The sequence below is a fragment of the Prevotella sp. C0209C1 genome, from assembly GCF_056583855.1.
This window is the reverse complement of sequence record NZ_JBWPJP010000001.1, coordinates 58,194-84,791: the sequence shown is the minus strand read 5'-3', so window position 1 is coordinate 84,791 and position 26,598 is coordinate 58,194. Positions and strand designations below refer to the sequence as shown.

The following is a 26,598-nucleotide window of genomic DNA, read 5'->3' as shown; positions in this document are numbered from 1 at the left end:
TTAATATTACAAAGGTAATATAATTGTATCAAAACACAATAACATACATAAAAAAACGTGTTATCCATTTTTTGGATAACACGTTTTTTTATAATGCAAAATAAATCAAATTAATCTACAGAAACATTTTCTGCTTCTTCCTCTGCAAAATCAAGTACATTCTTCTTATTAGCTTCCATACGGTCATGTTCTTCCTTAGAACCTACTATCAACTTTTGCCATTGACGAAGACCTGTACCTGCAGGAATAAGATGCCCACAAATGACATTCTCTTTCATACCAAGCAGCTGATCGCTCTTACCACGAATAGCAGCTTCATTAAGAACCTTTGTTGTTTCTTGGAAAGAAGCAGCACTCATAAAGCTCTTTGTACCAAGAGAAGCACGAGTAATACCTTGCAATATCTGTGTTGCAGTAGCTTGAACAGCATCACGCACTTGGACAGGCTTCATATCACGACGCTTTAAAGCAGAATTTTCATCACGTAACTTACGAGCAGAAAGTATCTGACCTTTATAACAATTTTCGCTATCACCTGGGTCTGTAACAACCTTTTTACCCCAAATACGATCATTCTCTTCTGCAAAATCTAACTTATCTACAAGATCCTGCTCTAAGAATGTAGTATCTCCTGGATCGTCAATACGCACCTTACGCATCATCTGACGAACAATAATCTCAAAGTGCTTATCATTAATCTTCACACCTTGCAAACGATAGACATCTTGTACCTCATTAACAATATATTCCTGAACTGCCGTAGGTCCCATAATAGAAAGAATGTCAGCCGGAGTAATAATGCCATCTGAAAGAGGAGTACCTGCACGCACAGCATCGTGTTCCTGAACAAGTATCTGCTTAGACAGACTTACAAGATACTTACGCTGCTCACCTGTCTTAGAAGTAACTATGATCTCACGATTACCACGCTTTACCTTTCCCATAGTAACCTCACCATCTATTTCTGAAACAACAGCAGGATTAGAAGGATTACGAGCCTCAAACAATTCGGTTACACGTGGAAGACCACCAGTAATATCACCCGCACCACCTACAGAACGTGGTATCTTAACAAGGGTAACACCAGTCTTAATTTCCTGTCCCTCTTTTAATACCTGCTCCAAGTGTCCACCAACAGGAAGATTATATGTACCAAGAATATCAGCAGCAGCATAATTACCATCAGCCTCCTTCTTAGCTCCCTTCTTAACTATATCTACAGTAGGGACACGAGCTTTATCACGAGAGTCGGTAATAATACGCTCAGTAAGACCTGTTGCATCGTCGGTTTCAGCCTTATAAGTAACTCCTTCAATAACATCATGCAAATGGAGCTTACCTGCATACTCAGAAACAATAACAGCATTAAAAGGATCCCACTTACAGATAACATCTCCCTTCTTAACCTTATCGCCACTCTTAAAATAAAGAGAACTACCATAAGGTATATTATCATTCAATAGAACAATACCTGTGTTAGGATCTATAAAACGAATTTCTGCTAAACGACTCACTACCATCTCACACTCTTTACCATCTTCATCTAAGAAAGGTACGGTACGAATCTCATCAAACTCTATCTTAGAATCGTTCTTCGCTGTGATTGTAGCATTAGCTGCAGCATTAGAAGCAATACCACCTGCATGGAATGTACGAAGAGTAAGCTGAGTACCAGGTTCTCCAATAGCTTGGGCTGCAATAACACCTACAGCCTCTCCCAACTGCACCATACGAGCAGAAGCAAGATTGCGACCATAACATTTCTTACATACACCTTTTTTGCTCTCACAAGTAAGTACAGAACGTATCTCAACCATTTCTATCGGAGATGCTTCTATCAACTTAACCTTAGCCTCTGTTATTTCTTCTCCCGCAGCAACAATTACTTCACCTGTCGTAGGATTAAGAACATCATGCACAGATACACGACCAAGTATACGCTCACCTAAGGAAGCTATAACCTCATCTCCACTTTTTAAAGCACGACACTCAAGACCACGAAGTGAACCACAATCATCTTCTGTTATTATAACATCATGAGAAACATCTACCAAACGACGCGTTAAATATCCTGCATCAGCAGTCTTCATAGCTGTATCTGCAAGACCTTTACGAGCACCATGAGAAGATATAAAATACTCAAGCACTGACATTCCTTCCTTAAAATTAGAAAGAATAGGATTCTCTATGATTTGAGCTCCTTCTGCTCCTGCCTTTTGAGGTTTAGCCATCAAACCACGCATACCAGCAAGCTGTGCTATCTGATCTGCAGAACCACGAGCACCTGAGTCAAGCATCATATATACAGCATTAAAACCTTGATCGGCTTCTGTCATATGCTTCATAACACTAGCCTTTAGATTATTATTTACATGAGTCCACGCATCAATAACCTGATTATAACGCTCCTTATCTGTGATGAAACCCATCTCATAGTTAGCTTTTACCTGATCTACCTCTTCTTGTCCCTTACCTACAATATTAACCTTCTCCTCTGGAACTATAATATCGTCTAAGTTAAAAGAAAGACCTGCAACATATGCCATACGATAACCTAGATTCTTTATACCATCTAAGAACTCACAAGCACGAGCCATACCTACCGACTTAATAACATCTGCTATCAAGCCACGAAGCGATTTCTTTGATATAATACCATTAAAAAAGCCTATCTCGGTTGGTACAAGTTCATTAACTATAACACGACCAACAGAAGTTTCTACCATATGCTTCTGGATCTTACCATCTACAAGATCTTCTACTATTACATTTACCTTAGCGTGCAATTCACAACGCTTCTCGTTATAAGCTATAACTGCTTCCTCTGGACCATAGAAAGTTAAGCCTTCACCCATAACACCTGCACGGAGCTTTGTTATATAATATAAACCAAGCACCATGTCTTGAGAAGGAACAGTAATAGGAGCACCATTAGCCGGGTTAAGGATATTATGACTTTGAAGCATCAAAATTTGAGTCTCCAAAATAGCTTCATTGCTCAACGGAAGATGGACTGCCATCTGGTCACCATCAAAATCGGCATTAAAAGCCGTACAAGCTAATGGATGTAACTGAATAGCCTTACCTTCTATAAGTTTTGGCTGAAAAGCTTGAATACCCAAACGGTGAAGCGTAGGAGCACGGTTTAACATAACAGGATGCCCCTTCATAACATTCTCTAAAATGTCCCAAATGACAGGTTCTCGGCGATCTACAATCTTCTTTGCACTCTTAACAGTCTTTACAATACCACGCTCTATCAACTTACGAATAATAAATGGCTTATAAAGCTCTGCTGCCATTAGTTTAGGAAGACCACACTCACCCATCTGCAATTCTGGACCTACTACAATTACAGAACGAGCTGAATAATCAACACGTTTACCTAAAAGATTTTGACGGAAACGCCCTTGCTTACCCTTCAAAGAGTCAGAAAGAGATTTTAATGGACGATTACTCTCGCTCTTTACAGCAGAAGATTTACGACTATTATCAAATAAAGAATCGACAGCTTCCTGAAGCATACGCTTCTCATTACGCAAAATGACTTCAGGAGCATGTATTTCCATTAATCTCTTCAAACGATTATTACGAATAATAACACGACGATAAAGATCATTTAAATCGGACGTCGCAAAACGACCTCCATCTAACGGAACCAATGGACGTAACTCAGGAGGAGTTACTGGAATAATCTTCATGATCATCCATTCAGGCTGATTTATCCCAACAGACTGGCGGAAACCTTCTACGACCTGCAAACGCTTCAAAGCTTCAGTCTTACGCTGCTGACTGGTATCTGTTGTAGCACGATCGCGCAATTCACCAGCAAGATGGTCAAGATCAATATTCTTTAAAAGATCATAAACAGCCTCTGCACCCATCTTTGCAATAAACTTCTTAGGATCTGAATCATCTAAATACTCATTACCTTGCGGCAACTTATTGTCAAGTATGTTTAGATACTCTTCTTCTGAAAGAAGATCGAGCTTATGCGAACCGTTTAAATCTTCATCAGTATCACCTGCCTTCATACCTTCCACTACTCCGGGCTGAATAACAACGTAACGCTCATAATAAATAATAGAATCTAATTTCTTAGTTGGCAGACCAAGTAGATATCCTATTTTATTGGGAAGACTACGAAAATACCAAATATGTGCTACTGGTACTACAAGCTCAATATGCCCAGCACGCTCACGGCGCACTTTTTTCTCCGTAACTTCAACTCCACAACGATCACAGACAATACCCTTATAACGAATACGCTTATATTTACCACATGTACACTCATAATCCTTTGTAGGACCAAAGATACGTTCACAAAACAAGCCATCACGCTCTGGTTTGTAAGTGCGGTAGTTAATAGTCTCTGGTTTAGTTACCTCTCCATAAGAATTTTCTAAAATCTCTTCTGGAGAAGCTAAACCTATCGTAATCTTATTAAAATTACTCTTTACTTTATTATCTTTTTTAAAAGCCATATTTACTTTTATTTGAGGTGTTCAATTTAATCAAGTTTGATACTCAAGCCTAAACCACGAAGCTCATGCAATAAAACATTAAGAGACTCTGGTATACCTGGTGTAGGCATAGGTTCACCCTTAACTATTGCTTCATAAGCCTTAGAACGCCCTACAACGTCATCAGACTTAATAGTTAAAATCTCTTGTAAAACATGAGACGCACCAAACGCCTCAATAGCCCAAACCTCCATCTCTCCAAAACGCTGACCACCAAACTGTGCCTTACCACCAAGTGGCTGTTGCGTTATTAAAGAATAAGGACCTATACTACGAGCATGCATTTTGTCTTCTACCATATGTCCCAACTTTAAGAAATAGGTAACACCTACTGTAGCTGGCTGATCAAAACGTTCACCTGTTTCACCATCGTAAATATGAGTAGAACATAAATTAGGAAGACCTGCCTTATCTGTCCACTTCTTAAGATCTTCTAATTTAGCACCATCAAAGATTGGAGTAGCAAACTTAACTCCTAACTTACGACCTGCTGCACCAAGAATAGCTTCGAAAATCTGACCTAAGTTCATACGAGAAGGCACACCCATAGGATTTAAAACTAAATCTACAGGACGTCCATCCTCAAGGAAAGGCATATCTTCTGTTCGCACTACCTTAGATACAATACCTTTATTACCATGACGTCCAGCGAGCTTATCACCAACCTGAATCTTACGTTTCTTAGCAATATAAACTTTAGCCATCTGAAGAACACCAGAAGGAAGCTCATCGCCTATTGTTATAGCAAATTTACGTCGCTTGAGCTCTGCATCCATCTGCTTATACTTACGAATAAAGTTCATTATCAGCTTTTGGATTAATAAGTTTGTATGCTCGTCTTCGGTCCAACCACTAGACTGTATACTCTCATAGTCAAGATTCTTCAACGCTGCTATAGTAAACTTACTGCCTTTTGTAATTATCTCAGCATCTGAATAGTCCTTAACACCTGAAGAATCCTTACCTTCGGTAAGTTCTAATAACTTATCCACAAGAATATCCTTCAAGTCATTAATCTTTGTTTCTTGCTCCTTATCTAAACGCTGTAAAAATATCTTATCTTGACGTTTACTTTCTCGAGTTTTAAGAGCGCGACTGAATAACTTTTTATCAATAACAACACCACTCAAAGAAGGATTGGCTTTCAAAGAAGAATCTTTAACATCACCTGCTTTATCACCAAATATAGCACGGAGTAATTTCTCTTCAGGAGAAGGATCACTCTCACCCTTTGGAGAAATTTTACCAATCATAATATCACCAGGCTCTACACGAGCACCTACACGAATAATACCATTATCATCAAGATCTTTGGTGGTTTCCTCACTCACATTAGGAATATCAGATGTAAACTCTTCTACACCACGCTTAGTCTCACGAACTTCTAAAGAATATTCATCTACATGGACAGAAGTCAGGATATCTTCACGTACCATTCGTTCAGAAATAACGACAGCGTCCTCATAATTATATCCCTTCCAAGGCATATAAGCTACAAGAAGATTACGACCAAGAGCTAACTCTCCATTTTCAGTAGCATAACCTTCTGTTAAAATGTCATTCTTCTTTACACGCTGACCCTTCTCACAAATAGGACGAAGATCAATAACCATATTCTGATTAGTACGACGGAACTTTGGAATACGATACTCTTTTAAAGCTGGCTCAAAACTTACAAATTCCTCTTCTTCTGTTCTATCATAAAGAATGCGTATAGTTGTAGCATCAACATATTCTACAACACCATCTCCTTCTGCCATAATCATTGTACGTGAATCCTCACATACCTGCTTCTCTAAACCTGTTCCTACTATAGGAGCGTCATTATGAAGCAATGGAACAGCTTGACGCATCATATTACAACCCATAAGCGCACGGTGTCCATCGTCATGCTCTAAGAAAGGTATCAAACCTGCAGAAACAGAAGCTATCTGTTGTGGAGAAACATCCATTAAGCTAACATTAGAAGGTAATACCACTGGATAATCTGCATCCTTACGACATTTAACAGTCTCACGAATAAATGTACCATCATCGTTCAAAGGAGCATTACCCTGTCCTATTATTTTCTCTTCTTCTTCCTCTGCTGTTAAGTAAACAACATCATCATTATTCATATCTACCTTTGCTGCACTAACCTTACGATAAGGAGTTACTATAAAGCCAAGATCGTTTATCTTAGCATACATACATAATGATGATATCAAACCAATATTAGGTCCTTCAGGTGATTCTATAGGACACAAACGACCATAATGAGTATAGTGGACATCACGAACTTCAAAACCTGCACGCTCACGAGACAATCCTCCAGGACCAAGAGCAGATAAACGTCTTTTATGAGTAACCTCTGCCAAAGGATTGGTTTGGTCCATAAACTGACTTAAAGGATTAGTCCCAAAAAAAGAATTTATAACACTAGAAATAGTCTTAGCATTAATCAGATCTGTTGGACGAAACACCTCACTATCACGAACATTCATACGTTCTCTAATAGTACGGCTCATACGTGCTAAACCTATAGAAAACTGATTAGCCAACTGCTCACCAACAGTACGAACACGACGATTAGATAAGTGATCGATATCGTCAACTGTAGCATTAGAATTGATTAAATTAATAAGATACTTAACAATTTCTATAATGTCTTCCTTGGTAAGTACCCTTACCTCTGAGTCTGTTTCAATTCCCAACTTTTTATTAATACGATAACGACCTACCTCACCTAAATCATATCTTTTATCAGAAAAAAACAAATTTTGAAAAACCTCACGTGCACTAGCATCATCAGCAGCATCGGCATTACGAAGCTGACGATAAATATAATTTACAGCCTCTATTTCTGAATGACTAGGATCTTTTGCTAATGTATTGAATATTATAGAATACTTATTTGCTGCATCTTCATCCTTATGTAATAAAATCGTTGGAACAGAACTTCCTAATATTATATCAATATTATCTTCTGTTATCAATGTTTCACGCTCCACAACAACTTCATTTCGTTCGATAGAAACAACTTCTCCTGTATCTTCATCAACAAAATCTTCTGTCCACGTCTTCATTACATTTCCTGCTATTCTTCTACCGATAGCAGCCTTCATATTCTTCTTATTAACCTTTATTTCTTCACATAAATCGAAAATTTGAAGAATATCCTTATCACTCTCAAAACCAATTGCACGCAACATTGTTGTCACTGGCAATTTTTTCTTTCGGTCTATGTAAGCATACATAACATTATTAATGTCTGTTGCAAACTCTATCCAAGAGCCTTTAAAAGGAATTATACGAGCACTATATAAAACAGAACCATTAGCATGAACCCCTTGTCCAAAGAAAACACCAGGAGAACGATGTAGCTGAGATACTACAACACGTTCAGCTCCATTAATAACAAAAGTACCATTACCTGTCATATATGGTATAGTACCTAAAAAAACATCATCTGTTACAGTAGCAAAATCCTCATGATCAGGATCTGTACAGTATAATTTCATCTTAGCCTTCAAAGGAACACTATATGTCAATCCACGCTCTAAACACTCTTCTATAGAATAACGAGGAGGATCTACAAAATAATCCAAGAACTCTAGAACAAAATTATTACGCGTATCAGTTATAGGAAAATTTTCTGTGAAAACCTTATATAGACCATCATTCTTACGTTCTTCAGGAGGTGTATCAAGCTGTAAAAAATCACTAAAAGATTTTAGCTGTACATCAAGAAAATCTGGATATGGATAAGGATTCTTAACGCTTGCAAAATTTACTCTGGGTTTATTTTCTAATGCCATAAATAAAATAATAATAATCGAATGAAAACAACCTTAATATAAAAAGGAAAGACATTCAATAAAAGTCTAAAAGACATAAAAAGGTTAGAACTCACCTACTTGGTAAATTCTAACCTTATAATTTAAATAGTTAACTAAAACTTATTTTAATTCAACTTTAGCACCTTCAGCTTCAATAGCCTTCTTCAAGTTTTCAGCTTCATCTTTAGACAAGCCTTCCTTCAATGTAGAAGGTGCTCCATCAACTAAATCTTTAGCTTCTTTCAATCCAAGACCACAAGCTTCCTTAACAGCCTTAACTACCTTTAATTTATTTGGACCAGCTTCAGTAAGAACTACATCAAAAGACGTTTTCTCTTCAGCAGCAGCTGCACCACCAGCAGCAGGACCAGCAACAGCAACAGCTGCAGCTGCAGGTTCGATACCATACTCGTCCTTTAGGACTGTTGCCAACTCATTCACTTCCTTAACAGTAAGATTTACTAATTCTTCTGCAATAGCTTTAATATCTGCCATCTTATTTTAACTTTTTAATTTTGTTCTAAAAATAAATATATCTTTGACTTTATTAGATTTTATTCTGCGCGCTCGCCTAAAGTCTTAAGCACACCATGAATAGTGTTCGCACCAGATTGAAGAGAAGACATCACATTCTTTGCTGGAGATTGTAGCAATGCCACAACATCTGCAATAAGTTCATTCTTACTCTTAAGAGCCGCAAGTTCGGCTAATTTATCAGCACCTACGAAAATAGATTCTTCAGCATATGCCGCTTTTAAAGCAGGTATACCTTCCTTAGAATATTCTTTCAATAGCTTAGCAGGAACATTTGCTGTAGTCGAAAACATAACAGCAGTGTTACCAACCAACGAACTATATAATGGTTCAAAATCTACATCTGAAGCTTCTAAAGCTTTATGAAGAAGGGTGTTTTTAACAACAACCATCTTTATTTCGCTCTTAAAGCATTTACGACGGAGAGAACTTGTAGCTTCTGCATTCAAACCAGTCACATCAACTATATAGAAATGAGGATAGCTTTTTATTGTCTCACCGAGCTCAGCTATAATAGTATCTTTTACTTCTTTTTTCATTTTACCAAACTTTTAGAGTTATTCAGCTGATTTAGGATCAATCTTTATACCCTTACTCATTGTACTCGAAATAAAGATACTCTTGATATATGTACCTTTAGCAGCAGCAGGTTTCAACTTGATAACTGTAGAAATAAATTCCTTAGCATTACCAAAAATTTGTTCAGCAGACATACCAACCTTACCGATTGAAGTATGAATAATACCAGCTTTATCAACCTTAAAATCTATTTTGCCTTGCTTTACTTCCTTAACTGCTTTAGCAACGTCCATAGTCACAGTACCACTTTTAGGGTTAGGCATAAGCCCACGAGGACCAAGAACACGACCTAAAGGACCTAATTTACCCATACAAGATGGCATTGTAATAATAACATCTATATCTGTCCAGCCACCTTTAATCTTCTCAACATATTCATCAAGACCCACATGATCTGCACCAGCTTCTTTTGCAGCAGCTTCCTGATCAGGAGTACAAAGGCAGAGAACACGGGTAACCTTACCTGTACCATATGGGAGCGACACTACGCCACGTACCATTTGATTAGCTTTACGAGGGTCTACACCGAGACGCACGTCTATATCAACCGAAGCATCAAACTTTGTAGTAGTAATATCTTTTACTAATTGTGATGCCTCTGCTAATGTATACGCTTTCCCTGTTTCAACCTTCTCAGCTACTGATTTCTGATTTTTTGTCAGTTTACTCATTTTTACTTTTGAAGTTTAAAATTATTCACCAGGGAAATCCCCTTTTACTGTAATACCCATACTACGAGCAGTACCAGCTATCAAACGCATTGCACTTTCTACAGTGAAGCAATTTAAATCTGGCATCTTATCTTCAGCTATTGCCTTAATCTGATCCCAAGTAACTGTAGCTACCTTCTTTCTATTAGGCTCACCAGAACCTCCTTTAACTTTTGCAGCTTCCATTAACTGGACTGCAGCAGGAGGAGTTTTAATGATAAAGCTGAAAGACTTATCGTTGTAATAAGTAATTACTACTGGAAGTACTTTACCAGCCTTGTCCTGGGTACGGGCATTAAATTCCTTACAAAATCCCATGATATTTATACCCTTGGAACCAAGAGCAGGACCAACTGGGGGTGAAGGATTCGCAGCACCGCCTTTAATCTGTAGTTTGATTAAACCAGCAACTTCTTTAGCCATTTCCTTTGTTAATATTAAAAATTAAACTATAAAAGATAGAACAATTATCCGTAACAATACTTATTCTTCTCTTGCAACTTGCATAAAACTTAATTCAAGTGGATTTTGTCTGCCAAAAATCATAACCATTACCTTCAGCTTATGTTTATCAGTATTAACATCTTCTATAACACCATGAAAACCAGAAAAAGGTCCTTCTATAACTTTCACCGACTCACCCACATTATATGGCACATCTTGCATATTTCCAGCCTCAACATCTTCTACATTACCCAATAACCTATTCACATCTGCCTGACGAACAGGTGTAGGCTCAGAAGTCCCACCTAAAAATCCTAAGACATTAGGAATAAATCTAAGTGTAGAAGCTACATCAGGAGTCATATTGGCTTGGACAAGAACATAACCAGGGAGACTTAATTTCTCCTTAACCACACGCTTGCCATTACGTAAAGAGGTATGCTTCTCCATTGGCAATAAAACCTCAAAAACACGTTCAGCCAACTTTGAATTCATACGCAATTGAGCATCAATATACTCTTTTACTTTTGATTCTTTACCGCTTATAGCACGAAGTACATACCATTTATTCTCTATATCAGCCATTTCCCCAATATATTTTAACTTGGATATACAAAATTCATCACATGTTGGAAAACAAAGTCCATGAAAAACACAATCACTGCAATGACAAGGGAAGCAGATAATACAACCATTGCACTATGTGTAAGTTCGGCACGTGATGGCCAAGTAGTCTTATGCGCAAGTTCTTCGTAACAAACCTTGCAATATTTAACTAACTTATTAAACATAAAATTTATCTTTTAGCACGGGTTGCAGGGTTCGAACCCACGACCTACGGTTTTGGAGACCGTCGCTCTACCAACTGAGCTAAACCCGTAAGATAATTCCCAACCCCAAAGAATTGGGAACTATTATCTTATACCTTTATATAATAAAATTACTTCAAGTCGTCTAAAATTGCTGTAATCTGACCAGATCCTACAGTACGACCACCCTCACGAATAGCAAAACGCAAACCTTCGTTCAAAGCAACCTTATAAATTAAAGAAACTTCTATTTCAACATTATCACCAGGCATTACCATCTCTACACCTTCTGGTAATTTTATTTCACCTGTACAGTCCATTGTACGAAGATAAAACTGTGGACGATATTTGTTACCGAAAGGAGTATGACGACCACCTTCTTCTTTTTTCAAAACATAAATAGAAGCCTTAAAATGATCATGAGGAGTAATAGCACCTGGGTGTACAACTACCATACCACGCTTAACTTCTGATTTATCAATACCACGAAGTAACAAACCAACATTATCACCAGCTTCACCTTCGCTCAAATTCTTACGGAACATTTCTACTCCAGTGATAACAGACTTTTTATCTTCACCAAGACCTAACAACTGTACTTCATCACCAACCTTACACTTTCCTGTTTCGATACGACCAGTAGCCACTGTACCACGACCAGTAATTGAGAATACATCTTCTACAGGCATCAAGAATGGTTTATCAACTTCACGCTCTGGCTGCTGAATCCATGTATCTACAGTATCCATCAATTCCATAACAGAGTTTACCCACTTCTCTACACCATTTAATGCTCCAAGTGCTGAACCACGAATAATAGGAGTATCCTCCTCATATCCATACTGCTCAAGAATCTCACGAACTTCCATCTCAACAAGGTCAAGCATTTCTTCATCATCAACCATGTCGCACTTATTCAAGAAAACAACCAAACGAGGTACATTTACCTGACGAGCCAACAATACGTGCTCACGTGTCTGAGGCATAGGACCATCTGTAGCAGCTACAACAAGAATAGAACCATCCATCTGTGCAGCACCTGTTACCATGTTCTTTACGTAGTCAGCGTGTCCTGGACAATCTACGTGAGCATAGTGACGATTAGCTGTTTCGTACTCTATATGAGCAGAATTAATAGTAATACCACGCTCTTTCTCCTCAGGTGCATTATCGATCTGATCGAAAGACTTTATATCACCAGTACCGAAACCCTTTTCATGAAGAGTCTTAGAAATAGCAGCAGTAAGAGTTGTCTTACCGTGGTCTACGTGACCAATAGTACCAATATTTACGTGCGGTTTGGTACGTACGAATTCTTCTTTAGCCATAGCTTATTTTTTATTTAATATTAAATTAATAATCAATTTTAAAGACTTACATTACTATAAATATAATGTAGAGCTGTAACTGAGAGTTGAACTCAGGACCTCTTCCTTACCAAGGAAGTGCTCTACCACTGAGCTATTACAGCGATGTGAGCGGAAAACGGGGCTCAAACCCGCGACCCCCAGCTTGGAAGGCTAGTGCTCTATCAACTGAGCTATTTCCGCAATTAAGAGTGGGTAGTGATGGATTCGAACCACCGAAGCTAGAAGCAGCAGATTTACAGTCTGCCCCATTTGGCCACTCTGGAAACTACCCTTACTCTTTTTATTCCTATACGCTTTATAGGAGAGCCTCTTGTCGGATTCGAACCAACGACCCCGAGATTACAAATCACGTGCTCTGGCCAACTGAGCTAAAGAGGCGAACATGCAACCGTTATAAACTTTTGCTGCTATACCATTGTAAAACGGCTGCAAAGTTAATGTTTATTTTTTAATCCTCAAAACTTTTAGGATAAAAAATTAACGACTACGTTGTTTTTCTTTATATTTTGCAAGCTGAACTTTAACTGCATCTAAACACATATCAACACTTTCCTCAAAAGTATCACTTGTCTTTTCAACAAAAAGCGTTGTACCCGGGACTACAATATTAATACTTGTTGTCTTGTTTAATGCTGAAGCAGGCTTCTCAACTTTTAATTGCACCTCTACTTTCTGAATTTCGTCATAAGACTTCTCTAACTTCTCTACCTTTTTATTAATAAAGGCTTGTAACTTCTCGGTAGCATCAAAATGAATTGACCTAATAAAAATCTCCATAATCACCTCCTTTTTTTTATAATTAAGACCTTGGATGGGCACTTTTATAAATTTGCTTTAACTGTTCAAATGTGGTATGAGTATATACTTCTGTTGTAGCAAGAGACTCATGCCCTAATAGCTTACGAACACTTTCTAATCCGGCTTTATGATTTAACATTGCTGTTGCAAAACTATGCCGTAACACATGAGGAGTTCGTTTTTTCAATGTAGACACCTTTGAAAGATTTTTCTTTACAAGGTATCTAACCTGATTAGCATTTACTCTTATACCTTTCTCAGTAACAAAGAACGCTTTTTCTCCTTCAACAGAAACACGCTTTTTTAAATAAGATTTCAACTCTTCTTCCAACTCTTGTCCTATTGGAATTATACGCTGCTTATTACGCTTACCCGTTACTTTTACCGTACACGTATAAAAGTCTACACTACTCATATCAAGCCCTGTTATCTCACTTAGGCGCATACCTGTTTCATATAACATCATTACTATAGCACGTGCTAATACGTCATTATATACGCCACCCCACATCTCCTTCTGCAAAAGACAATCCATTTCCGATTCTTTCACAAACACAGGTAATGGTTTTTGCTTCTTAGGGCCACGAACCCCATGCACTGGATCTTTTTCCACAAATCTATGTTTGAGCAAATAACGATACAGACTTCTTAACGCGCTTAACCTCCTATTCACAGAAGATACCGCAGCCTTATTATCCATCATATATTCAACCCAATTGCGAATAACATCAGAATCTATACTTTTCAAAGTAAGCTGCTCGTCACAACTCTTATAAAACAGCTCAAAGCCATTTAAATCTTCACGATAACTCTCTATAGTCTTTAAAGAATAACCTTTCTCTAAAGATAGATAGCTTAAGAATTGTTCCACCATTCGCATAATATCATCACCAGTTTTCGGCGACTAAATTACAGAGATTATATGAAACTACCAAGAGTTTTAATAAAAATTTACTCCTCCATTTCACGAAGGCGCTGCACATAAATAGCACGCTCCATCTTCAAACGCTTCTTAACAGAAGGCTTGTCAAACTGCTGGCGAGAACGTAATTCTTTTACAACACCTGTTTTTTCAAACTTTCTCTTAAATTTTTTTAGCGCTCTTTCGATGTTTTCACCATCTTTTACTGGTACAATAATCATGTTTTTTATTTTAATTATTTATTTGTTAAACAGTGCTTTAGGCTCACTATATGCCATTAGCGACTGCAAAATTACTGCTAATTTTCTTAATAAGCAAAAAAATAAAGACTTTTCTTCTATCAAATAACAAAACAACAAGAAAAACTACACCTTATCCACAAACAACACGGCTATTACATATCATAGTATTAACAAGCATATAAAAACTTCTTACTTGTTAAATAATCTTATAAGAAAATATATTTCCTCGATAGCTGCTTAAATTTTAAAAAAAATACTTAACTTTGTTTGCTTTTTAAGATAAAATAGTTCTCTATACCTTAAGGAGCGGAAAATAAATAAAAGTAACAACATTTTAAAGTATATGTACAAACACGCAACATACAGCATCTATTGCCTACCAAAAGCTTCATTAGCTCTAAATATAAAAAATGGCAAAGCTTTATGTTTTGCTGTTTTGTTAATATATGTTACTACCTCTCCCATTATTTAACTCTTTTTTACAGACTTCTTATTCGCAGTACACCTATCTTGTACCTCTCTGCAATGTACAAGGTAGGCAAAGAGTAGTCATATCTATAAGTTATGTACATTTTATCACTTATACTCTCCCTATAAACATAAATAATATGGAGAAAGACAAGGCTATGCCTACAGCACTAACGAAACTCAAAGCTACATCAAACGATATTTTAAACAATAATATTAATAATATAAATTAAAAAAGAATTATGAAAGAAGTAATTGACACTCAAGAAACAACGAGAAAGAAAAAACAGTACGTTCGTCCACAAATCACGATGATACCCATGCAGGCAGAGTGTCCGCTGCTGGCTGCAAGCGGCAAAGAGCCGGGAGGAGCGAGTCTTGGTACAGAAGGAAACGTTGGTGATGATACTGGTGACGGCAATGACTAATCATTATTTATTATCCTACATAAAATTTGCAAGTATGAAACATCTATTCAAAGCATACGCTGCTTTTGCTGTGGTAGCCATATTGGTACTATCTGCCACTTCGTGCGTGGACGACACATTCATAAGCAGTAAGCAAAAGCAGAACACCATCACGCTGGATGCGGAGGCTTTCACTACCATTGCCGTGGATTTGAACGCCACCGTACAGGCTCCGCATATTGTACAAGAGGGCAGCGGCAACCGCGCCCCACGCCAGTTGCAGAAAGACAAGGACGAGCAACGACTCATACGTCGCAAATAGAAAGAATCTCATATTATTACAGTATAAAAAAAACAAACATATCAGATGCTATAGGTATGAAGCAATTTACTGATTAGTAATAGATTGCTAATAACACCAACCATTAGGGCTTATGCTTCTTTAAAAGCATAAGCCCTAATGGTTATCTTTATTATACTATGCAAATACTTTTGCTCAAGAAAAGAAAACTCAAGTTAGCATTGTTTAAAGCTACCTTTTTATATAAAATGTCATCGTACACAGATATTTAACAAGACACATATAGCCTAACCCATCAAAACACAAGAGCAAGCCCCCTCCTTAAAAAAGCTAAAGCGTATAATAGTTTTTAGCTATGACTCTTTTCGATAAAGTTTTTTACCACAATATCTCTTTCTTTTAGCATCAAACTGTTTATTAAATACACTTAATTTAGGGTTATATTCACTTGTTTTTATTCCCATTATATCTAAAATAGAATGAATCATATCATCTGTCATAAAAGGTCTATTTATAGATAGCTGTATCCTTTTTGCCAGTTCTGGACGCTTTGAACGAAAAGTTTTAGAAAGATAAACCAGCATAGGTATTTCCACCATTCGAGTATTTATACCTACTTCTGAATGTCCTGCCACCTTATCATTTATATCCATAAGATCCTCACCATGATCTGAAGTATAAATAACTATTGCATCTTTGTTTTCAAAACGTTTTATAATGGCATTCATAATACTATCATTATAACGCACTGCTGTGCTATAACAAGCCCTTAACTCCTTCATTTCTTTATTAGAGCCTTTCACTTGCTTTGTAGAATACTCTTTAAAAGTCTTTGGATAACGTTCGCTATACCGAGTATGTGTACCATATAAATGTAAAACTATAAAGTTTTTCTTGCTTTTATTATGCTTTAAAGTCTTATCTAATAGTGGCAGTAACGATTCATCATAAGGTTCTTTCATATTAAAACCATCTTCTGATCTTAGCCGTGTAAAAGCCTTATTATTACAATGCTCAGCATATATTCTCCCATGATTACCATAGCTCCCAGAGTACTCTTGATTAGAAAGCCATGTTGTATTATACCCTGCTGCCCTTAAAATACTGAACAGATCGGTATAATTATACCATTGTCCCTTTGCATGTTGACGATAAAAAGTAAAAAGATCTTGTAACACTAATATAGTCATTCCATGAGGGCTGATAACATCATTAAATCTTAACAGCTCTCCTTTCATATATCGCTTGCTCATGTATGGTGTATTGTTAAGATGATAGCCATATATTCCCATATAATGGCGTGATGTTGATTCGCCTAAGATATAAACAAAATATGGGATAGAACTTTTATTACTCAATATCTTAGGCTTAGTATTACCAGCTTTAAGCATTCTCTCAAAATTTCTCATATTAGTAATACCCTCACATACATTAGTTATAGTTCTTACTAATGGGCAACATCTTCTTTCTAAATATCCAATAGTTGTATCACTTTGCCTAAAGAAATCTTTTACAACATTCACAGTAGTGAAAACAATAGCAAAGAAAAGATAAAATGCAAATATAGCCCCTACCTTTGGCTTACAACTTATCTTTTTAAGTATTTTAATAGCTGCATATATTACAAAAGTAATTACTATTAGGGCTACATATAGGTACCAATGTTGCAAATTAGTCTCTACATATTCCCACGTTTCTGAAACATTAGTAGCAAGTAACACCTCTATAATAGCTCTATCGGGCAACCCTTGATAATGATAGATAAAGAACAAATCGCCTATAAACACTATACCTGCGAAGATTATAATTATTTTACGTACAATCCTTCGTATTATTTTATTTATTGTACATTCTGTAAATAGCGCAATTAAAGTCACTAAACAAGTGGCATAAAGAAACAAATGTACACCTCTTCCAAAAGATGAAGCTACATAAAAAATAGTAAGATTAAAAAGCAGAATTATAGTTATAAAAGCAAAATTATTTACTGCAAATTTAACGAATAGACTTTTAAAGTCCTTTAGTTTTTCCTTTAAAAAAGGTTTCATTAGTTTTATCTTTATATTATTATTAATGTTATATAAAACAGTGATGCTTTATAAATGTTTGCAAAGTTAATATTTTTTAATCTAATTTTTATTATCTACCATCAAAAAATAATCTTATTAAAAAAAAAAGCGCAAGTGTGTTAAAAACAGACTTGCGCTTTTATATTTATATTTCTGTTACTTTTTATCAGTATCTTTTGGTGCTTTACCTATTAAGTCCATAAACTGGTCGAGCTTTGGAGTAATTATTATTTGTGTACGACGATTGCGCTGACGTCCCAGCTCTGTATCATTCCCCACAATAGGGTTATATTCACCACGACCTCCAGCAGTTATTCTGCTTGGATCTACCCCAAAACGGGTCTGTAAATAATTAGCTACAGAAGTAGCACGAAGCGCAGAAAGATCCCAATTGTTACGGATATTAGCCATTATCTTATTAGCAGTATTAATAGGCACATTATCTGTATTTCCCTCTATAAGAACATCATAATTATTATAATCCATAATAATCTTAGCTATCTTACTTAAAGTTTGCTCTGCACGAGAATTAATTTCATACGAGCCACTCTTATATAACATATTATCAGCCAAAGATATATATACTACACCCTTTAAAACTTGTATATCTACTTCTTTTAGCTCTTCTCTGCTCAATGAGCGCGTAAGATTATTCTGAAGAGCCATATTGAGCGAATCGCTCTTAGTTTTTACCTCGACAAGATGGCGTATATACTGGTTGCTCTCATTAATCTGATCTACCAGCTTAGCTATATTAATATTGTTATAATTAGCACTTGTCAAGCTCTTATCTAAGCTACCTTGTAACGCTGCAGCACTCTCTTTTGCTTGCGCTAACTGATCTTCCAAACTCTTTATACGTGCATTGTTTGCAGCTATGGTTTCCTTTGCACTCTGATAATCGCTTGTCAGCTTATTGTTTTCTGTACGGCAATTATCTAAATCTTTTTTACTTGCACAACTTGAAAAAGCTAAAGTAGCAGCTAAAACACTGATAATAAAATAGACTTTCTTCATAATAGTATTGATATTTAATAAAATTCTTCTTTTTTACAAAGTTATTATTATGGTATTAGAAAACAAGAAAAGCATAGATGGTTTAATTATTTTTAACCAATAGCGATTTTGTTTTATTACATTTTGATATACACATAAGATATTAAATGTAATATATAGTATTATTTCCATTTGAAAATAGTATCTTTGCAACGTATTAATAACACCTAATTTAGATATTAAACAATGATCCATTTCTTTAGAACCCAGCAGAAGAATGTGATTGCAACCGAAGCCAATCACCCTCTATCTGATGCAGAGATTAAAGCACTTTGTTGGTTATATGGCGAAGCTCGTTTCTTAAACGAAAAACACCTAAAAGGTACTTTCGTAGGTCCTCGCAGAGAAATGGTTACTCCATGGAGTACAAATGCCGTTGAGATTACACAAAACATGGGTCTTAGCGGCATTTTTCGTATAGAAGAATATTACCCCGTGAGTAGCCCTGAAGCCGAGTACGACACCATGCTACAACGTATGTATAGTGGCCTTGATCAAGACCTTTTTTCTACTTCGATTACCCCATCACCTATTCGTATCGTAGATGACCTTGAACAATTTAATGAAGAAGAGGGCTTAGCTCTTTCAAAGGAAGAGATAGCTTATCTTAAAAAAATAGAAACAGAAAATGGCAGACCATTAACCGATTCAGAAGTGTTTGGTTTTGCTCAAATAAATAGTGAGCATTGTAGGCATAAGATTTTCGGAGGAGAGTTCATCATAGACGGCAAGGTAAAAGAAAGCAGCTTGTTTAATCTTATTAAGAAAACGACAAAAGAGAATCCTGGAAATATTCTTTCTGCTTATAAAGATAATGTCGCCTTTTCTAAGGGGCCTATCATAGAGCAATTTGCTCCCGCAGACCAGTCTACCTCCGATTACTTTCATATCAAACCCATAGAAAGTGTTATCTCCCTTAAAGCAGAAACTCATAACTTCCCTACTACTGTAGAGCCTTTTAATGGTGCAGCAACTGGTACAGGTGGGGAGATTCGTGACCGTATGGGTGGTGGCGTAGGATCTTGGCCCATTGCAGGTACGGCTGTATATATGACATCTTATCCACGTCTAAAAGAAAAAGGAGAAAAATCGGACACGTTACGTACATGGGAACGCTTGCTTCCCGTACGTCAATGGCTTTATCAAAATCCTGAGCAAATATTAATAAAAGCATCTAACGGAGCAAGTGACTTTGGAAACAAGTTTGGACAGCCCCTCATTACAGGTTCTCTTCTTACCTTTGAACATCAAGAAAATAATGAAAAATATGCTTATGATAAAGTCATTATGCTTGCAGGAGGTGTGGGATATGGCACTAAACGCGATTGTTTAAAGGGCACCCCACAAGCTGGCAATAAGATAGTAGTTGTAGGTGGAGATAACTATCGTATAGGTTTAGGAGGGGGATCAGTTTCTTCTGTTAATACTGGCCGTTACTCTAATGGTATTGAGCTAAATGCCATTCAGAGAGCAAATCCTGAAATGCAAAAGCGAGCTTATAACTTAGTGAGGGCATTAGTGGAAGAAGATCATAATCCTGTTGTTAGTATCCATGACCATGGCTCTGCAGGGCATCTTAATTGTTTGAGCGAGCTTGTAGAAGACTGTGGTGGCAAAATAGATATGGGAGAATTGCCTATTGGCGATAAGTCGTTGAGTGCTAAAGAGATTATTGCAAATGAAAGTCAGGAGAGAATGGGGCTGCTCATAGATGAAAGACATCTTGCTCACGTAAAGAAGATTGCTGAGCGTGAACGAGCTCCGATGTATGTAGTGGGTGAAACTACGGGAAATGCTCATTTCAGCTTTGAGCAAACCGATGGTACTAAACCTTTCGACCTTGATGTGGCACAGATGTTTGGACACTCACCTAAAACCATTATGAGAGACGAAACAGTGATACGTACTTATGAAGATACCACCTACGATGTTATTAAGATTAAAGAATATATACATGATATGCTACAACTGGAAGCTGTAGCATGTAAAGATTGGCTTACAAACAAGGTCGATCGCTCGGTAACCGGTAAAGTAGCACGTCAGCAATGTCAGGGTGAGATACAATTACCTTTATCCGATTGTGGTGTAGTATCGTTAGACTACCGTGGTAAGAGTGGTATCGCTACCGCCCTTGGCCATGCTCCGCAAGCTGGCTTAGCTAATCCTGAAGCAGGCTCTATACTATCAGTAGCTGAAGCTCTTACTAACATCGTGTGGGCTCCACTTACAGATGGAATGGACTCTTTAAGCCTTTCAGCCAACTGGATGTGGCCTTGCCGCTCACAAAAAGGTGAAGACGCACGTCTATATAACGCTGTAAAGGCTTTATCTGACTTCTGCTGTGCTATTGGTGTCAATGTTCCTACAGGCAAAGACTCACTTTCTATGACTCAACAATATCCTAACGGTGATAAGATAATAGCTCCCGGAACAGTTATTGTTACCAGTGGTGGTGAAGTGTCAGATGTTAAGAAAGTTGTTTCTCCAGTGCTCGTTAACAAAAAGAAAACACGCTTACTACATATAGACTTTAGTTATGACGAGCTTCGTTTAGGAGGTTCTGCCTTTGCACAAAGTTTGGGTAAAGTAGGTAGTGATGTGCCTACAGTAAAAGACGCACAATACTTCTGCGATTGTTTTGAAGCTATACAGGAAATGATAAACAACAACTGGATACTTGCAGGGCATGATATTTCTGCAGGTGGGTTAATAACTACTCTGTTGGAAATGGTGTTTGCCAATACTCATGGAGGATTAAAAATAAATCTTCATGATATTCAGGGAAATGATATTATTAAGAAGCTTTTCGCAGAAAATCCAGGTGTTATTATACAAGTAGACGACCTTTATTATGAAGATGTAAAAACTTATTTAGAGGAAAACAATATAGGTTTTGCTCGCATAGGCTGCCCTGTAGAAGAAGGAAGAGAGCTTAACCTTACAGATGGAGAATTTAATCTAAAGCTAAACATTGATGAGATGCGTGATATATGGTACAAAACATCTTATCTCTTAGATCGTAATCAAAGCCTCAACGGAATGGCTAAAAAGCGTTTTCAAAACTATAAGAAGCAACCTTTAGAAATGACGTTCAACAGCGATTTTAAAGGAACATTAGCACAATATGGACTGAACGCTGATCGCTGGAAAGAAAAATTATCCACCCCTCACTCTAAGCTACCTACAGCAGCTATAATTCGCGAAAAAGGTACTAACGGCGAGCGCGAAATGGCTTATAGCTTATACTTAGCAGGTTTTGAGGTAAAAGATGTGATGATGACCGACCTTATCAGTGGGCGCGAAACTTTAGAAGAGGTCCACTTAATTGTTTTCTGTGGAGGCTTCTCTAATTCTGATGTGCTTGGATCGGCAAAAGGATGGGCTGGAGCATTTCTTTTTAACGAGAAAGCCAAGAAAGCCTTAGATGCTTTTTATGCACGAAAAGACACCCTTTCTCTCGGTATATGTAATGGTTGTCAGTTAATGGTAGAACTCAATCTCATTAATCCAGAGCATCAACATCGTACACACTTATGCCACAATACGAGTAAGAAGTTTGAAAGTGGTTTTGTTAGTTTGGTTATTCCTAATAATAATAGTGTCATGCTTGGATCACTAAGTGGTAACAAACTTGGTATTTGGGTATCTCACGGAGAAGGTAGATTTTATATGCCAGAGCCAGAAGATAAGTATAATATCATAGCTAAATATAACTACGCAGAATACCCTGCTAATCCTAATGGCTCCGATTATAACGTAGCAGGTATATGCTCTACTGACGGAAGACACCTTGCTATGATGCCCCACTTGGAACGCGCTATCTTCCCTTGGCAGCAAGCTTGGTATCCTCTTAACCGTAGAAACGATGAAGTTACACCTTGGATAGAGGCCTTTGTAAATGCACGCCGTTGGATAGAAAAACATCTATAAAATATTTTATTTTATACAAAGACGCATTAGGTGGGTATAACTCGCCTAATGCGTTTTTCTTCTTTTTTATATAAAGAGCTTATTTTTGATATCATAAGGCTTAAAATAAAAATATTATACTTTCAAAACACAACTATTTTCTTTGCTATATTATGGGTTTTCAGTACCTTTGCATATATAGAATATAGAAATTTAAAACAAAACATAGAAAGAAATAATTATGGCAAAGAAAGCTTTATTGATGATTTTAGATGGTTGGGGTAACGGTTTACATGGTAAAGGCGATGTTATATATAACACACCAACACCTTTTCTTGATTATTTAAATGCTGTTAGTGCTCATTCTGAGCTACAAGCTTGTGGCGAAAATGTAGGTTTGCCTGATGGACAGATGGGTAACTCAGAAGTAGGGCATCTAAATATTGGTGCAGGTCGTATAGTTTATCAAGATCTTGTAAAGATTAATAAGGCTTGCCAAAGTGGCGAAATATTAAAAAATCAAGAGATAATAAACGCTTATAGCTATGCACAAAAAACAGGGAAAAAGCTACATCTTATGGGGCTTACCTCTACTGGTGGTGTACACTCTTCATTAAATCACTTGTTTAAGTTGATAGAGATAGGTAAGGAATATGATCTGAAAGATGTTTATGTCCATTGTTTTATGGATGGACGTGATACCGATCCTAAAAGTGGTGCAGGCTTCCTAAGAGAAGTACAAAAGGTCTGCGATGATAATGGAGCACATATAGCTTCTGTTATAGGGCGTTTTTACGCTATGGATAGAGATAAGCGTTGGGCACGAATAAAAGAGGCTTACGACTTATTAGTACATGGCAAAGGCAAACCTGCTGACGATGTAGCAAAGGCTGTAGAAGAAAGCTATGAAGAGGGTGTTACAGATGAGTTTATAAAAGCTATTACTAATAGCAATGTTAACGGTAATATAGAAGAAGGCGATGTAGTTATTTTCTTCAATTATCGTAACGACCGTGCAAAGGAATTGACCCAAGTATTGAGCCAAACAGACATGGCAGATGAAGGTATGAAAACCATTAAAGACTTACAATATTATTGTATGACTCCTTACGATGCAAGTTTTCATAACGTACATATCCTTTATCCTAAGGAAAATGTTATGAAAACCTTAGGCGAATATCTAAGCTCTTTAGGTAAGAAACAACTACATACTGCAGAAACAGAGAAATATGCACACGTAACTTTCTTCTTTAATGGTGGTCGTGAACAGCCTTACGATGGTGAAGATCGTATATTAGTGCCATCTCCAAAGGTAGCTACATATGATTTAAAACCTGAGATGAGTGCATATAAAGTAAAAGACAAACTTATAGGAGCTATCAATACTCAGGAATACGACTTCATTGTGGTAAATTTCGCTAATGGTGATATGGTAGGTCATACTGGCATTTATAATGCCATAGCTAAAGCAGTATATGCGGTAGATAAATGCGTTAAGGAAGTTATAGAAGCAGCTAAAGCTAATGATTATGAAGCTATTATCATAGCCGATCACGGTAATGCTGATAATGCTATCAACGAAGATGGTACTCCTAACACTGCTCACTCGCTAAACCCTGTACCTTTTATTTATGTTACAGATAACAATTCTGCAAAGGTAAGAAACGGACGCTTAGCTGATGTTGCACCATCTATACTACATATAATGGGCTTAGAGCAGCCTAAGGAAATGACAGGAGAAAACTTAATAGAAGATTAACTTATATATTCTCTATAAATCTTATGGAAGAAAATATTTATAAAAAAGTTTTTCTTTTATAAGGCTATATCTAAATAAAAAGGTAGTGAAGCAGATATTTCTTTCACTACCTTTTTTTATATAGCTATAAAGAATTGAAACACAACTTTATATATGTTTTTTAGTTTATCTTCATTTCATATCTTTGATCATTTTTATTTTTAAGAGCTTTTACTACTTTTGTTTTTTCCTAAAGAAATATCCGATACACTCTTCTAATATTTGTGAGCCTAAAATCTTCATGATAATAAAGTAAAGAAAAGAAGCCATTATAAGACGGACAATCAAAAGAACTATCTTATTATGAATAAAAATAGTTGCAAAATAAGTAATAAGCATCACTATAAGTGTAATAACAAGATAAGGCAATATATCTTTAAGCACATCTAAAAGGCGTATGCCTATCTCCTTATTAGCAAAATATTGCCATACAAAAAGCCATAGTATTGTAACAAAAGTATATATACTTACCATAATCACAATACCATAATGAAAACATGTTAACACCGTAGATAGCTGAACAATTATCAACGCTACAGTACACCACATATAAATAGCCGACTTACCTCTACTTACTATCAAGTTTTGATACATTATATAAAAAGGAACAAAAGCACCGCTTATACATAGTATACGAAGCAAAGGGATACTATCTACCCACTTTTCTGAAATCAAAAGAACTATAAATTCGTTTGCCACCATAGCCAGTCCAAACATTGCAGGGAAAGCTAAAAAAGCTGTAAAACGAAGCATTTTGCGGAAGATCTTTATCTGTCTCTCTCTGTCATTATTTACCTCTACCAAGATAGGCTGTGCTACCATTGCTATTGTGCCTGAAACAAAAGTGCTTGCCATAGTATCCCATTTGAAAGCCTGTGAGAAATTGCCTACAGCCTTAGCTGAATAAAAACGCCCAAAGATAAAAGTAAGTAGATTTTGGCTTAATGAGTTTATAATAGTTGTTAGTAATATCTTATAACTGAAAGAAAACATTCTCTTTATCGGGCTGAAGTCTATTTTTAGAGATGGATGCCATGGTGTAATAAAAAATCTGCCAATACTCATAATAGCGATAAACAAAAATTGTTGCCATGCCAAGCTCCAATAAGCATACCCTTTAAAAGCTAATATTACACCTATAATACCTGAAAAGATTAAGGATAGTATGCGCAAGATAGTTGTTTCCCTTACTATCATATTTTTAAAAAGATAAGCAGTGTGCGCTGTTCCTAATGCAGAAAATATCAACGAGACAAAAAGAAAACGTGAAAGCGAGATAAGCTCTACCTGATGAAAAAAGTTAGCTATCAATGGAGCTGCAAAAAAAAGTATCGTGTAAGAAATACAGCTTATAAAAGTACTAAACCAAAATACTGAATTATAATCGTTATCTGATGGCTTTTCCATGTTAGCTAAAGCAGAAGTAAATCCACTCTCTTGCAAAGCACTTGCAATAGCTGTAAAAACAGCAAGCATACCTATTAAACCATAGTCGGACGGAGAAAGCAATCGAGCAAGAAAAATGCCAATAACAGCATTAAGAACTTGCATAGAGCCATTATTAAATGCTCCCCAGAGCAATCCTTTTGCAGTCTTTTCTTTTAACGTTTCTTTTTCCATATATAGAGTTGCGGAGAAATAGTTTTATTTACTTTACATAATGATTTTTACAAAAGTACTATAAAACAAAGGACCTACCAAAATAAAACCGTCATAATAACATGCTATAAAAATATATGATACCTCCTAAAGAGGTTTATATCGTAGTTTATTAACTTTTTACTAAAAGAAGATAAAAGATTAATACTTTTCTTTTGCTCGTCCATCATTTAATATTATTT

18 protein-coding genes and 5 tRNA genes are annotated in these 26,598 nt (G+C 36.6%); 3 read left to right on the top strand and 20 right to left on the bottom strand.

Annotation, left to right across the window (positions count from 1 at the left end; all coding sequences use genetic code 11):
* Window positions 1-110 precede the first annotated feature (110 nt).
* The 17 genes from rpoC to rpsU all read right to left on the bottom strand — a co-directional run bounded on the left by rpoC (window position 111) and on the right by rpsU (window position 14,728).
* Window positions 111-4,484: a DNA-directed RNA polymerase subunit beta' gene (gene rpoC / locus AC1DCD_RS00345; RefSeq protein WP_019036013.1), complete on the bottom strand. Its 4,374-nt coding sequence runs from the start codon at window positions 4,482-4,484 to the stop codon at window positions 111-113.
* A 26-nt stretch (window positions 4,485-4,510) separates the two neighbouring features.
* Window positions 4,511-8,320, bottom strand: a complete 3,810-nt coding sequence (gene rpoB / locus AC1DCD_RS00340; RefSeq protein ID WP_036855152.1) for a DNA-directed RNA polymerase subunit beta — start codon at window positions 8,318-8,320, stop codon at window positions 4,511-4,513.
* A 141-nt stretch (window positions 8,321-8,461) separates the two neighbouring features.
* Complete coding sequence (gene rplL / locus AC1DCD_RS00335; RefSeq protein WP_008449674.1) at window positions 8,462-8,836, bottom strand: 50S ribosomal protein L7/L12; 375 nt, start codon at window positions 8,834-8,836, stop codon at window positions 8,462-8,464.
* Window positions 8,837-8,895: 59 nt separating this feature from the next.
* A complete protein-coding gene (rplJ, locus tag AC1DCD_RS00330) occupies window positions 8,896-9,414 on the bottom strand; it encodes a 50S ribosomal protein L10 (RefSeq protein ID WP_008449683.1) in 519 nt (172 codons plus the stop codon).
* An 18-nt stretch (window positions 9,415-9,432) separates the two neighbouring features.
* Window positions 9,433-10,125, bottom strand: coding sequence for a 50S ribosomal protein L1 (gene rplA / locus AC1DCD_RS00325; RefSeq protein WP_008449733.1), 693 nt, complete (start codon window positions 10,123-10,125; stop codon window positions 9,433-9,435).
* A gap of 21 nt (window positions 10,126-10,146) precedes the next feature.
* Window positions 10,147-10,587 (bottom strand): 50S ribosomal protein L11, encoded by a 441-nt coding sequence (rplK, locus tag AC1DCD_RS00320; RefSeq protein ID WP_008449628.1) that lies wholly within the window; start codon window positions 10,585-10,587, stop codon window positions 10,147-10,149.
* A gap of 60 nt (window positions 10,588-10,647) precedes the next feature.
* Window positions 10,648-11,193: a transcription termination/antitermination protein NusG gene (gene nusG / locus AC1DCD_RS00315; protein ID WP_353585564.1), complete on the bottom strand. Its 546-nt coding sequence runs from the start codon at window positions 11,191-11,193 to the stop codon at window positions 10,648-10,650.
* A 14-nt stretch (window positions 11,194-11,207) separates the two neighbouring features.
* Window positions 11,208-11,399, bottom strand: coding sequence for a preprotein translocase subunit SecE (secE, locus tag AC1DCD_RS00310; protein ID WP_081452778.1), 192 nt, complete (start codon window positions 11,397-11,399; stop codon window positions 11,208-11,210).
* Between the two features lie 16 nt (window positions 11,400-11,415).
* Window positions 11,416-11,488 (bottom strand) — tRNA-Trp (locus tag AC1DCD_RS00305).
* Between the two features lie 60 nt (window positions 11,489-11,548).
* Window positions 11,549-12,745: an elongation factor Tu gene (gene tuf / locus AC1DCD_RS00300; RefSeq protein WP_008449622.1), complete on the bottom strand. Its 1,197-nt coding sequence runs from the start codon at window positions 12,743-12,745 to the stop codon at window positions 11,549-11,551.
* 71 nt (window positions 12,746-12,816) lie between these two features.
* A tRNA-Thr gene (locus tag AC1DCD_RS00295) sits at window positions 12,817-12,888 on the bottom strand.
* Window positions 12,889-12,894: 6 nt separating this feature from the next.
* A tRNA-Gly gene (locus AC1DCD_RS00290) sits at window positions 12,895-12,967 on the bottom strand.
* A 9-nt stretch (window positions 12,968-12,976) separates the two neighbouring features.
* Window positions 12,977-13,058, bottom strand: a tRNA-Tyr gene (locus AC1DCD_RS00285).
* A gap of 33 nt (window positions 13,059-13,091) precedes the next feature.
* Window positions 13,092-13,165 (bottom strand) — tRNA-Thr (locus tag AC1DCD_RS00280).
* Window positions 13,166-13,264: 99 nt separating this feature from the next.
* Window positions 13,265-13,564, bottom strand: coding sequence for a ribosome hibernation-promoting factor, HPF/YfiA family (hpf, locus tag AC1DCD_RS00275; protein WP_008449667.1), 300 nt, complete (start codon window positions 13,562-13,564; stop codon window positions 13,265-13,267).
* Between the two features lie 22 nt (window positions 13,565-13,586).
* Window positions 13,587-14,465: a tyrosine-type recombinase/integrase gene (locus AC1DCD_RS00270; RefSeq protein WP_464639321.1), complete on the bottom strand. Its 879-nt coding sequence runs from the start codon at window positions 14,463-14,465 to the stop codon at window positions 13,587-13,589.
* Between the two features lie 71 nt (window positions 14,466-14,536).
* A complete protein-coding gene (gene rpsU / locus AC1DCD_RS00265; protein ID WP_008449704.1) occupies window positions 14,537-14,728 on the bottom strand; it encodes a 30S ribosomal protein S21 in 192 nt (63 codons plus the stop codon).
* A gap of 951 nt (window positions 14,729-15,679) precedes the next feature.
* Here rpsU and AC1DCD_RS00260 point away from each other — a divergent pair.
* Complete coding sequence (locus AC1DCD_RS00260; protein WP_464639319.1) at window positions 15,680-15,946, top strand: hypothetical protein; 267 nt, start codon at window positions 15,680-15,682, stop codon at window positions 15,944-15,946.
* Window positions 15,947-16,278: 332 nt separating this feature from the next.
* Here AC1DCD_RS00260 and AC1DCD_RS00255 read toward each other — a convergent pair whose 3' ends face one another.
* Both AC1DCD_RS00255 and AC1DCD_RS00250 read right to left on the bottom strand, forming a co-directional pair.
* A complete protein-coding gene (locus AC1DCD_RS00255; protein WP_464639317.1) occupies window positions 16,279-17,973 on the bottom strand; it encodes a phosphoethanolamine transferase in 1,695 nt (564 codons plus the stop codon).
* Between the two features lie 177 nt (window positions 17,974-18,150).
* A complete protein-coding gene (locus tag AC1DCD_RS00250) occupies window positions 18,151-19,011 on the bottom strand; it encodes an OmpA/MotB family protein (RefSeq protein ID WP_464639315.1) in 861 nt (286 codons plus the stop codon).
* Between the two features lie 225 nt (window positions 19,012-19,236).
* Here AC1DCD_RS00250 and purL point away from each other — a divergent pair, with 225 nt between their 5' ends.
* The gene (purL, locus tag AC1DCD_RS00245) at window positions 19,237-22,980 is read left to right on the top strand and encodes a phosphoribosylformylglycinamidine synthase (protein WP_464639313.1); all 3,744 of its coding nucleotides are present in this window, start codon (window positions 19,237-19,239) and stop codon (window positions 22,978-22,980) included.
* A 220-nt stretch (window positions 22,981-23,200) separates the two neighbouring features.
* Complete coding sequence (gene gpmI / locus AC1DCD_RS00240; RefSeq protein WP_464639311.1) at window positions 23,201-24,718, top strand: 2,3-bisphosphoglycerate-independent phosphoglycerate mutase; 1,518 nt, start codon at window positions 23,201-23,203, stop codon at window positions 24,716-24,718.
* A 213-nt stretch (window positions 24,719-24,931) separates the two neighbouring features.
* On the opposite strand, the gene AC1DCD_RS00235 is transcribed toward gpmI, so the two are convergent.
* Window positions 24,932-26,377: a lipopolysaccharide biosynthesis protein gene (locus AC1DCD_RS00235; protein WP_353585556.1), complete on the bottom strand. Its 1,446-nt coding sequence runs from the start codon at window positions 26,375-26,377 to the stop codon at window positions 24,932-24,934.
* Window positions 26,378-26,598 lie beyond the last annotated feature (221 nt).